Below are 10,421 nucleotides of genomic sequence, written 5' to 3'. Positions count from 1 at the left end.
CCCCCCCCCCTTTTTTTTTTTAATTATAGGGCGACCACCTAGTTCTACACGTATGGAGTCGTGGGCTGCGTCATTTGTGTATACGAGACTGGCCTTGAAGGGGTCGTCGGGGAGGCGGCGCGCCCTCAGGCGCGCGCGTCCAGCAGGATGTCGGTCCACAGCTCGGACGGATCCGGCTCGGGATCGTGGGTCGCGAACTCGGCGGCGTCGGCGACGGTCTCGCGGACCTTGGCGTCGGTGGCCTTCAGCTCGGCCTCGGCGACCCCGTGCAGCTCGATCAGGCGCTTGCGCACCATCTCGATCGGGTCGTGCTCGTCGCGCATCTTCGAGACCTCGTCCTTCGTCCGGTACTTCGCCGGATCGGACATCGAGTGGCCGCGATAGCGGTAGGTCTGCATCTCGAGGATGTAGGGGCCCGCGCCGGTGCGGGCGTGCTCGATCGCGCGCTGCGCCGCCTCGCGCACGGTCCGCACGTCCATGCCGTCGACCTGCTCGCCGGGGATGCCGAAGGAGATACCGCGCCGCGAGAAGTCCGTCTGCGCCGAGGCGCGGGCGACCGAGGTGCCCATGGCGTAGCGGTTGTTCTCGATCACGTAGACCACGGGCAGCTTCCACAGCTGCGCCATGTTGAAGCTCTCGTAGACCTGGCCCTGGTTGGCCGCGCCGTCGCCCATGTAGGTCAGGCTGACCTTGCCGTTCTTGCGGTAGGCGTCGGCGAAGCCGAGGCCCGTGCCGAGGGAGACCTGCGCGCCGACGATGCCGTGCCCGCCGAAGAACTGCTTCTCGCGGCTGAACATGTGCATCGAGCCGCCCTTGCCGCGGCTGTAGCCGCCGCGGCGGCCGGTGAGCTCGGCCATCACGCCCTTCGGGTCCATGCCGCAGGCGAGCATGTGGCCGTGGTCGCGGTAGCCGGTGATCACCTGGTCGCCGTCGACCGAGGCCATCTGCATGCCGATGACGACCGCTTCCTGGCCGATGTAGAGGTGGCAGAAGCCGCCGATCAGGCCCATGCCGTAGAGCTGCCCCGCCTTCTCCTCGAAGCGGCGGATCAGCAGCATCTGGTGATAGGCGTGGAGGTCTTCCTCGCGGGTGAATTGCGGCGCGTTGGGAGCGGGCTGGTGCTCGGCCGCCACGGCCTCCGGCGCCTCCGCGGCAGGGTTGGGCTGCCCCGCATCTTTCGCGGCATCCATCGGCGTGCTCCCGTGCTGGCGTCTCTTCCCTGTCGGTTTAGGACACGCGCCCCAGGAATGCGAGGGCCTACGCTCTGACAGGTTCCGGCCGTTGTCAGGCGCTTCGGAGCTTCGCGGGAAGGGCCGTTCGGACGTCGAAGCGCCGTTCAGGGATCGATAACGACAACGTCGTTGGCGTGGACCCGGCCGAGGACGACGCGGGCGCGCTCCTCCAGCAGGTCGCGGTCGATCTGCTCGCTGCGCAGCAGCGCGACGCGGTGCTCCCAGGTCGCCCGCTCGGCCTTGGCGGCCGCGAGGTCCCGGGTCAGCCCGTAGGCCTGGATCTTGAGGGCGCGCTTGGCCTCCAGGCCGCGGTTGCCGTTCTCGGCCTGATACACGAAGTAGCCGACCACCAGCCCGGACAGGGTCCAGAGGCTGAGGGGCAACACGACCATTCTGACGCGGCGACGGACGACCATGCCGCGACCATCGGCGGCGAGGGTTAACAAAGCCTTTGCCGCGCCGCCCGATCGCGCGCTCGGCGGTGGACGGTGGCACACCTGCGGGTTGAACCAACCTCCGGAGTGCGGGAAGATCGGAACAAAGGTCGAACATCGATCCGCCTGCGATCGCGCTGCGGACGGATCGCTCAAACGGGACAGCGCAGTGACCGCCCCGGTGCGAAAAGTCATCCACGTCGACATGGACGCGTTCTACGCCTCCGTCGAGCAGCGCGACGACCCCGCCCTGCGCGGCCGGCCGGTGGCGGTCGGCGGCTCGCGCGAGCGCGGCGTGGTCGCGGCGGCGAGCTACGAGGCGCGGGTCTTCGGGGTGCGCTCGGCGATGCCCTCGGTGACCGCGCGCCGGCTCTGCCCGGACCTGGTGTTCGTGCGCCCGCGCTTCGAGGTCTACCGCGGCATCTCCGAGGAGATCCGCACGGTGTTCTCCGAGCACACGCCGGTGATCGAGCCGCTCTCCCTCGACGAGGCCTATCTCGACGTCACCGAGAACCTGCAGGGGCTGCCGACCGCCACCCTGGTCGCCCGCGCGATCCGTGCCGCGATCCGCGAACGCACCGGGCTCGTGGCCTCGGCCGGCGTCTCGTACAACAAGTTCCTGGCCAAGGTGGCCTCCGACTACCGCAAGCCCGACGCGCTGTTCGTGATCACCCCGGAGATGGGGCCGGCCTTCGTCGAGGACTTGGCCATCGGCCGCTTCCACGGCATCGGCCCGGTGACGGAGACGAAGATGCGCCGGCTGGGCATCCACACCGGCCGCGACCTCAAGGCCCGCTCGCTGGAGGAGCTGACCGCCATCCTCGGCAGCGCGGCGCCCTACTACCACGGGGTAGCGCGCGGCATCGACGAGCGCCCGGTGCGGGCGCACCGCATCCGCAAGTCGATCGGCGCCGAGAACACCTTCTCCGACGACAGCGCCGACCTCGACGTCCTCGCGGAGCGCCTCGCGCCGATCCTCGACAAGGTCGCGGGCGCCTGCGCCGCCAAAGGCCTGCGCGGCCGGACCGTGACGCTCAAGGTGAAGTTTTCGGACTTCGCGCAGGTGACCCGGGCGCGCTCGCTGGCCTCGCCCGTCGGCGACCGGGCGAGCCTGGAGGCGATCAGCCTCGGCCTGCTGCGCGACCTCTACCCGCTCCGGCGCAGCGTGCGGCTGCTCGGCGTCGCGCTCTCGGCCCTCGACCACGGCGAATCCCCGGAGCCGCTGCAGCTCGGCCTGGCGATCTGACGGCTCCCGCCGAGCCGCCGGGGGCGCAGTCATCGGTTCGCGGTCATCGGGTCGCGGGTCCTTCGCCGGCGCCCCGCCCTACCTGGGTGGAGAACGACAGCGACAGCAGGCAGCCATGACCGACGACCCCCGCGAAGCCGGAGCACGGCCCCCCTTCCCCGGCGACCAGCAGCAGGAACGGCCGGGATTGTCTTCGCGGATGACCCCCGCCCCCGACCACGGCGAGCACAGCTACGTCGGCAAGGGCCTGCTGACCGATCGCGTCGCCCTGATCACCGGGGGCGATTCCGGGATCGGCCGGGCGGTGGCGATCGCCTACGCCCGCGAGGGCGCCGACGTGGCGATCTCGTACCTGCCCGTCGAGCAGACGGACGCCGAGGAGACGAAGGCCTGGGTCGAGCGGGCCGGCCGCCGCGCCCTGCTGCTGCCGGGGGACCTGCGCGAGGAGGCCCATTGCCGCGACCTCGTCGCGCGCACGGTCGCCGAATTCGGGCGCCTCGACATCCTGGTCAACAACGCCGCCGCGCAGACCGTCAACGACGGGCTCGACGACGTGACGGCGAAGGACCTCGAAGGCTCGTTCCGCGCCAACGTCTTCGCCATGTACTACCTGTGCCAGGCGGCGGTGCCGCACATGAAGCCCGGCTCGGCGATCGTGAACTCCACGAGCCAGCAGGCCAAGGTCGCCGACAAGACCATGCTGATCTACGCCGCCACCAAGGGGGCGATCGCCAGCCTGACGATCGGGCTGTCGAACCTGCTGGCGCCCAAGGGCATCCGGGTGAACTGCGTCGCGCCCGGCCCGGTCTGGACGCCGATCCAGCCGATCGTGAAGAGCCCGGAGCAGATCGCGTCGCTGGGGTCCGAGACGCCGCTCGGCCGCGCCGGCCAGCCGGCCGAGCTGGCCCCGGCCTACGTGCTGCTGGCGTCGCGCGAGGGCAGCTACATGTCCGGCGCGCTCGTGCCCGTCACCGGCGGCACGCCGATGTACTAAGCCGCGACCCCGCCGACCGGAACGGTCCGCGGCGCCTGCGATTGACGGCGGAACCCCCCAAGGGGCCGAACTGAGGGGCCGAACCGCCCTGCCACAGGAGCCGGAACCATGTCGAAGACCATCGCCGCCACGTTCGAGACCCGCCGCGACGCCGAGATGGCGGTCGAGCACCTCGTCCAGGAGCACAAGATCGACCGCAAGGCCGTGACCATCGCGCCGGTCTCGGACGAGAACAGCGCTGGCACCGAGACCGCCGGCGCCGACGTCGAGGACGGCCGCGTCGCGAAGACCCACACCGACGGCGAGCCCAAGCTCGCCGGCCGAGTCAAGGTCTCGGCCGACGTCGATTCGTCCCTCGCCGACAAGGTCGAGAGCTCGTTTGCGACCTACGGCGGCAAGGCCGCCTGAGCCGGCACGCCGCACGACGCCGTCCCGCGATCCAACGGGCGACCGCTTTCCCCGGAAAGGCGCGGATTCCCCTCTCCCCGCGGGCGGGGAGAGGCCCGCACGGACCTCGTCGTCCGTGCGGGAAGCGAAGGCGAAGCCGAAGCGGCGGTGAGGGGGAGCTTCCAGACGAGCCTCGTCCGTTCGAGCCGCCTCGCTTCGTCGACGACGAGGTCGGCAAAGCCCTCTCCCCGCAGGCGGGGCGAGGGGATGCGCGCCGACCGTTCAGCCGGAAGCGGAGACGCGTGGGCACGACGGCTCGCCGCACCCCTGCCCCGGCTGGGCCGCTCAGGCGGCCCAGACCTGGCGGTACAGCGTCGCGATGGCCTCGATCTCCGGCACGACCGGGTTGTTGCCCGGCGAGCCCGAGGCCAGCGCCTGCGCCGCCATGGTCGGGATCAGCCCGTTCCACCTTGCCTCGTCGATGCCGTAATCGCCCGGGGTCGGCACCTGCAGGTCGTCGTTGAGGTTCTGCAGCTCGGCGATCAGGCGCGAGACCGCGCGCGCGTCGTCGTCGGTCTCGCGCGCCACGCCCATCGCCCGGGCGCAGGCGGCGTAGCGGCCGGGCGAGCCGGGCGCCGAGAACGCGGTGACGGCCGGCAGCAGCATCGCGTTCGAGAGCCCGTGCGGCACGTGGAAATGCGCGCCGATCGGCCGGCTCATCCCGTGAACGAGGGCCACCGAGCTGTTCGAGAACGCGATCCCCGCCTGGGTCGCGCCGAACATCATCGCCTCGCGCGCACCGCGGTCGCCCGGATCGGTCCAGACCCGACGCAGATTCGGTGCGATCGCCCGCATCGCGGCGAGTGCGAACCCGTCCGAGAACGGGTTGGACTTGCGCGAGACGTAGGCCTCGATCGCGTGCGTCAGCGCGTCGATGCCGGTGTCGGCGGTGAGCCGGGCGGGCTTGCTCAGGGTCAGCTCGTAGTCGACGAGCGCGGCGACCGGCAGGTAGGCGAGGCCGGCGCAGAGCATCTTCTCGTCGGTGGCCTCGTCGGTGACGATGGTGAAGCGCGTCGCCTCCGAGCCGGTGCCGGCGGTGGTGGGGATCGCCAGGATCGGCAGGCCGGGCGCCTCCTGGCTGTGCGGCGCCTTGTAGTCGCGCATGTGCCCGCCGTGGCGGGCCAGCACCGCGACCGCCTTGGCCGTGTCCATCGGGCTGCCGCCGCCGAAGCCGACGACGCAATCGTGGTCGCCGGCCTTGAGCGCAGCGAGCGCCGCCTCCACCGAGGCGACCGTCGGGTCCGGGACGGTCTGCGAGAACAGCCCGGCCTGGATGCCGGCCGCCGCCAGCCGCTCGACGAGCCGCCCGGCCCGGCCGCTGTCGGCGAGGTAGGGATCGGTGACGACGAACGGCCGCGACAGCCCGAGCTGCCCCAGGACCTCCGGCAACAGCCCGCACGCGCCGGCTCCGATCCGCATCAGCCGCGGCAGGGCGATGGCGCTGATCATGGCGTTGGATCCGTCTTCTCGAGGGACGCGGGCGGCGCGGGGGCGCGCGATTGAACCCATCATACGCAAGGCAGGCTAGCGGTTGCGCGGGCGCCAGGACAAGCCCGTCGGGAACGGCCGGCGCGACATCCGGCCCGCCTTATCCCGCCCGCGAGAACAGCGCCTGCGCCGCCTCGACCGCCCCGACGATGAACGCCGCCACCTCGCGGATGTGGGCGGCCTGCCGGTGGTCCTCGTGGATGTGCATGTGGAAGGCCCGCGTCAGCGACAGCGCGTCCGGCAGCACCGGCACGAGCCCCGGATGGGCGGCGGCGATGAAGCCCGGCACGATGCACAGCCCCGCGCCGGCCAGCGTCGCGTGGACCTGGGCGAGGAGGTTCGTCGAGCGCAGCCGCGCCGAGGCGCCCGGCCCGATCACGTTGAGGTAGTTGAGTTCGCGGGCAAACAGCATGTCCTCGATGTAGCTGACGAACGGATGCCGCCCGAGGTCGGCCACCGTCCGGATCGGCTCGGCCGCGTCGAGGTAGGCTTTCGACCCGTAGACGAAGAGCCGGTAGTCGGTGAGCCGGCGCGTCACCACCCGCGCCTGCTGCGGCGCCGACAGGCTGACGACGATGTCGGCCTCGCGCTTCGACAGGCTGAAGATCCGCGCGGTCGCCATGATCTCGACCTCGAGCCCCGGATGGGCTTGCGTCAGCCGGTGCATGCGCGGCGCGAGGAACACGCTGCCGAACCCGTCCGGCGCGCCGATCCGCACCGTGCCCGAGACGCTCCGCCCCGTCCCGCCGGAAGCCGACCCCGAGACGAAGGCGCTCTCCATCGCCTCCGCCGTCCCGAGCAGCGCTTCGCCGGCTTCCGTGAGCGCGTAGCCGAGGTTGCTCTTGTGGAACAGCCGCCGGTCGAGCCCCTCCTCCAGCGCCAGGATGCGCCTTGCCACCGTGGTGTGCTCGGTGCCGGTCTGCACCGCCGCCGCCGTCAGCGTGCCGGTGCGGGCGACGGCGAGGAAGTAGCGCAGATCGTCCCAGTTGCGGGTCCGCTTGAGGCTCACGGGCGGGGTCCGATCCGGCTGCGTTGTGCATCGATGCACACCGGCTGCGAGCAGGTCCAGCTTTATCGCCCGATCGACGCTGCTATGATCCGTCCAAAATCCGGTCGCGTTCGCGCAAGCCGGTCCTGAGGAAACGAAGCTAAGGAGAGGCGCGCATGCGCACGATCGGGCATTTCATCGGCGGCAAAGTCGTCGAGGGCACCAGCGGCCGGTTCGCGGACGTGTTCCTTCCCTCCACCGGCGAGGTCCAGGCCCGCGTCGCGCTGGCGAGCCGCGCCGAGCTTCGCGCGGCGGTCGAGAACGCCCGCGACGCGCAAGGGGCCTGGGCGGCCACCAACCCGCAGAAGCGCGCCCGCGTGATGATGCGCTTCCTCGAGCTGATCCGCGCCGAGATGGAGCCGCTGGCCGAGCTGCTGGCCTCCGAGCACGGCAAGACGGTGCCCGACGCCAAGGGCGACATCCAGCGCGGCGTCGAGGTGGTCGAGTTCGCCTGCGGCATCCCGCACCTGCTGAAGGGCGAGTACACCGAGGGCGCCGGCCCCGGCATCGACGTCTACTCCCTGCGCCAGCCGCTGGGGGTCGTGGCCGGCATCACGCCGTTCAACTTCCCCGCCATGATCCCGCTGTGGAAGTGCGCGCCGGCCATCGCCTGCGGCAACGCCTTCATCCTCAAGCCGTCCGAGCGTGACCCCGGCGTGCCGATGCGCATCGCCGAGATCTTCCTGGAGGCGGGCCTGCCGCCGGGCATCCTCAACGTCGTCAACGGCGACAAGGAGGCGGTCGACGCCATCCTCGACGACGAGGACATCAAGGCGGTGGGCTTCGTCGGCTCCTCGCAGATCGCCGAGTACATCTACGTCCGCTCCGCCCAGACGGGGAAGCGCGCCCAGTGCTTCGGCGGCGCCAAGAACCACATGATCATCATGCCGGACGCCGACATGGGCCAGGCCGTCGATGCGCTGATCGGCGCCGGCTACGGCTCGGCCGGCGAGCGCTGCATGGCGATCTCGGTCGCCGTGCCCGTGGGCGAGGGCACCGCCGACCGGCTGATGGAGCGGCTGATCCCGCGGGTGGAGAGCCTGAAGATCGGCCCCTCGCACGATGGCTCGGCCGATTACGGCCCGATGGTCACCGCCGAGGCGGTGGCGCGGGTGAAGGGCTACATCGAGACCGGCCTCAAGGAAGGCGCCGAGCTCGCCGTCGACGGCCGCGGCTTCACCCTGCAGGGCTACGAGAACGGCTTCTACATGGGCGGCTGCCTGTTCGACCGCGTGACGCCGGACATGACGATCTACAAGGAAGAGATCTTCGGGCCGGTGCTCTCGGTGGTGCGGGCGCATGACTACGAGGAGGCTCTGGCCCTCCCCTCGACCCACCAGTACGGCAACGGCGTCGCGATCTTCACCCAGGACGGCGACGCGGCGCGCGACTTCACCGCCAGGGTCAACGTCGGCATGGTCGGCGTCAACGTGCCGATCCCGGTGCCGATCGCCTACCACACCTTCGGCGGCTGGAAGCGCTCGGGCTTCGGCGACCTGAACCAGCACGGGCCGGACTCGATCCGCTTCTACACCAAGACCAAGACCGTGACCCAGCGCTGGCCCTCGGGCATCAAGAGCGGCGCGGAGTTCTCGATCCCGACGATGCGCTGAACCACGACACGCCCCCTCTCCCATAGGGAGAGGGTTGGGGTGAGGGGTATGACGCCTCAGACCTGAGTCCGCCATCGACGCGCGTTCAGGCTGCGCCTGATCTGGCTCCGTCATACCCCTCACCCTGTCCCTCTCCCTACAGGAGAGGGGACCCGCGCCTCATCTGCCGGGCGCGGGGCTGCAGCAGCGGCACGACGAAAGGCCACCCGATGACGTTCGGCCTCACTGAAGACCAAGTCGCCATCCGGGAGATGGCCCAAGACTTCGCGCGCGAGCACATCGCCCCGCACGCCCTCGATTGGGACGCGCGCAAGCACTTCCCCGTCGAGACTTTTCGCGCGGCGGCGGCCCTCGGCATGGCCGCGATCACCATCCGCGAGGATGTCGGCGGGTCGGGTCTGAGCCGCGTCGACGCCAGCCTGATCTTCGAGGCGTTGGGCCAGGGCTGCCCGACGGTGGCGGCCTTCCTCTCGATCCACAATTTGTCCTCCTGGATCATCGACGCCTTCGGCAGCGAGGCGCAGCGCCGGCGCTGGCTGCCGTCGCTGACCCGGATGGACACGATCGCCAGCTACTGCCTGACGGAGGCCGGCTCGGGGTCGGACGCCGCGGCGCTCCGCACCCGCGCGGTGCGCGACGGCGACGACTACGTCCTGACCGGCGAGAAGCAGTTCATCTCGGGCGCCGGCGCCAGCGACCTCTACCTCGTCATGGCCCGCACCGGGGCTGAGGGGGCGAAAGGCGTCTCGGCGATCCTGGTCGAGAAGGGCACGCCCGGCCTCTCCTTCGGCGCCGACGAGCGCAAGATGGGCTGGAACGCCCAGCCGACCCGTGCCGTGCGCTTCGACCAGTGCCGCGTGCCCGCCGAGAACCGCCTCGGCGCCGAGGGCGAGGGCTTCCGCTTCGCCATGGCCGGGCTCGACGGCGGGCGCCTCAACATCGCCGCCTGCGCGCTCGGCGGCGCGCAGGCGGCGCTGGACCGCACCCTCGCCTACCTGCAAGACCGCCGCGCGTTCGGCCAAAAACTCTCGGACTTCCAGGCGCTGCAGTTTCGCCTCGCCGACATGGCGACCGAACTCGAGGTCGCCCGCGCGTTCCTGCGCCATGCGGCCGCCGCCCTCGACGCCAAGGCGCCGGAGGCGACCAAGCTCTGCGCCATGGCCAAGCGCCACGTGACGGACGCCGCCTTCCACGTCGCCAACGAGGCGCTCCAGCTCCACGGCGGCTACGGGTATCTCGCCGAGTACGGCATCGAGAAGATCGTCCGCGACCTGCGCGTCCACCAGATCCTGGAAGGCACCAACGAGATCATGCGGGTGATCATCGCCCGCGCGCTGCTCGGGGGGCGCTGATGTCGGACGTCCTCGTCGAGCGGGCCGGCGCGCTCGGGCGCATCCGCCTCAACCGGCCGAAGGCGCTGAACGCGCTGACCCACGGCATGGTCGGCGCAATCGACGCGGCCCTCGACCGGTTCGGCGCCGACCCGGGCGTCGCCGCGATCCTGCTCACCGGCGAGGGCGCGCGCGGCCTCTGCGCCGGCGGCGACCTGCGCTTGCTCTACGAGAGCGCGGGTCCAGGCTTCGCCGAGGACTTCTGGCGCGACGAGTACCGCCTCGACGCCCGCATCGCGCGGCTCGAAAAGCCGTTCGTGGCGATCATGGACGGGATCACCATGGGCGGCGGCGTCGGGCTGGCGGGCCATGCCCGCCACCGCGTCGTCACCGAGCGCTCGCGCATAGCCATGCCGGAGACCGGCATCGGCTACCTGCCCGACGTCGGCGGCACCTGGCTGCTGCCCCGCGCGCCCGGCGAAATCGGGACCTATCTCGGGCTGACCGGGGCACAGATGGGGGCCGCCGACGCGATCTTCGCGGGCTTCGCCGACGCCCTCGTGCCGGCCGCGGCCCTGCCCGGCCTGG

General features: G+C 71.2%; 10 protein-coding genes. 6 read left to right on the top strand and 4 right to left on the bottom strand.

Going from position 1 to position 10,421, the window contains the following annotated elements:
* Positions 1-125: 125 nt before the first annotated feature.
* Entirely contained in the window at positions 126-1,190 is a 1,065-nt protein-coding gene (gene pdhA, locus FV222_RS09280; RefSeq protein WP_147752092.1) for a pyruvate dehydrogenase (acetyl-transferring) E1 component subunit alpha, read from the bottom strand.
* Positions 1,191-1,336: 146 nt separating this feature from the next.
* The gene (locus FV222_RS09275) at positions 1,337-1,648 is read right to left on the bottom strand and encodes a septum formation initiator family protein (protein ID WP_147752093.1); all 312 of its coding nucleotides are present in this window, start codon (positions 1,646-1,648) and stop codon (positions 1,337-1,339) included.
* A 223-nt stretch (positions 1,649-1,871) separates the two neighbouring features.
* On the opposite strand from FV222_RS09275, the gene dinB reads away from it, so the two are divergent.
* The 3 genes from dinB (at position 1,872) to FV222_RS09260 (ending at position 4,314) form a co-directional block, all read left to right on the top strand.
* Positions 1,872-2,912, top strand: a complete 1,041-nt coding sequence (gene dinB / locus FV222_RS09270; RefSeq protein ID WP_238272823.1) for a DNA polymerase IV — start codon at positions 1,872-1,874, stop codon at positions 2,910-2,912.
* A gap of 115 nt (positions 2,913-3,027) precedes the next feature.
* Positions 3,028-3,906, top strand: coding sequence for an SDR family oxidoreductase (locus FV222_RS09265; protein WP_147813966.1), 879 nt, complete (start codon positions 3,028-3,030; stop codon positions 3,904-3,906).
* 108 nt (positions 3,907-4,014) lie between these two features.
* Positions 4,015-4,314, top strand: a complete 300-nt coding sequence (locus FV222_RS09260; RefSeq protein ID WP_147813964.1) for a hypothetical protein — start codon at positions 4,015-4,017, stop codon at positions 4,312-4,314.
* 324 nt (positions 4,315-4,638) lie between these two features.
* Here FV222_RS09260 and FV222_RS09255 read toward each other — a convergent pair whose 3' ends face one another.
* Both FV222_RS09255 and FV222_RS09250 read right to left on the bottom strand, forming a co-directional pair.
* Positions 4,639-5,802 (bottom strand): iron-containing alcohol dehydrogenase, encoded by a 1,164-nt coding sequence (locus FV222_RS09255; protein WP_147762584.1) that lies wholly within the window; start codon positions 5,800-5,802, stop codon positions 4,639-4,641.
* Positions 5,803-5,941: 139 nt separating this feature from the next.
* Positions 5,942-6,850 (bottom strand): LysR family transcriptional regulator, encoded by a 909-nt coding sequence (locus FV222_RS09250; RefSeq protein ID WP_147752098.1) that lies wholly within the window; start codon positions 6,848-6,850, stop codon positions 5,942-5,944.
* A gap of 155 nt (positions 6,851-7,005) precedes the next feature.
* On the opposite strand from FV222_RS09250, the gene FV222_RS09245 reads away from it, so the two are divergent.
* The 3 genes from FV222_RS09245 to FV222_RS09235 form a co-directional block, all read left to right on the top strand.
* Positions 7,006-8,502, top strand: a complete 1,497-nt coding sequence (locus FV222_RS09245; protein ID WP_147813962.1) for a CoA-acylating methylmalonate-semialdehyde dehydrogenase — start codon at positions 7,006-7,008, stop codon at positions 8,500-8,502.
* A gap of 209 nt (positions 8,503-8,711) precedes the next feature.
* Positions 8,712-9,854, top strand: a complete 1,143-nt coding sequence (locus FV222_RS09240; RefSeq protein WP_147813960.1) for an acyl-CoA dehydrogenase family protein — start codon at positions 8,712-8,714, stop codon at positions 9,852-9,854.
* Positions 9,854-10,421: 3-hydroxyisobutyryl-CoA hydrolase (locus FV222_RS09235; RefSeq protein ID WP_187277277.1), on the top strand; the 568-nt coding region annotated here is incomplete at its 3' end. The genes FV222_RS09240 and FV222_RS09235, both read left to right, overlap by 1 nt.

The sequence above is a fragment of the Methylobacterium sp. WL103 genome, assembly GCF_008039885.1.
Classification (GTDB): Bacteria; Pseudomonadota; Alphaproteobacteria; order Rhizobiales; family Beijerinckiaceae; genus Methylobacterium; species Methylobacterium cerastii.
Note: the sequence above shows the minus strand (reverse complement) of the source record. Positions and strands in the feature narration are given on the sequence as shown.

What these genes read in the sequence shown, in the direction of transcription:
- FV222_RS09240 (WP_147813960.1), top strand. Translation starts at nt 8,712, where the DNA reads ATGACGTTCGGCCTCACTGAAGACCAAGTCGCCATCCGGGAGATGGCC.
- dinB (WP_238272823.1), top strand. Translation starts at nt 1,872, where the DNA reads ATGGACGCGTTCTACGCCTCCGTCGAGCAGCGCGACGACCCCGCCCTG.
- pdhA (WP_147752092.1), bottom strand. Translation starts at nt 1,190, where the DNA reads ATGGATGCCGCGAAAGATGCGGGGCAGCCCAACCCTGCCGCGGAGGCG.
- FV222_RS09275 (WP_147752093.1), bottom strand. Translation starts at nt 1,648, where the DNA reads ATGGTCGTCCGTCGCCGCGTCAGAATGGTCGTGTTGCCCCTCAGCCTC.
- FV222_RS09255 (WP_147762584.1), bottom strand. Translation starts at nt 5,802, where the DNA reads ATGATCAGCGCCATCGCCCTGCCGCGGCTGATGCGGATCGGAGCCGGC.
- FV222_RS09245 (WP_147813962.1), top strand. Translation starts at nt 7,006, where the DNA reads ATGCGCACGATCGGGCATTTCATCGGCGGCAAAGTCGTCGAGGGCACC.
- FV222_RS09265 (WP_147813966.1), top strand. Translation starts at nt 3,028, where the DNA reads ATGACCGACGACCCCCGCGAAGCCGGAGCACGGCCCCCCTTCCCCGGC.
- FV222_RS09260 (WP_147813964.1), top strand. Translation starts at nt 4,015, where the DNA reads ATGTCGAAGACCATCGCCGCCACGTTCGAGACCCGCCGCGACGCCGAG.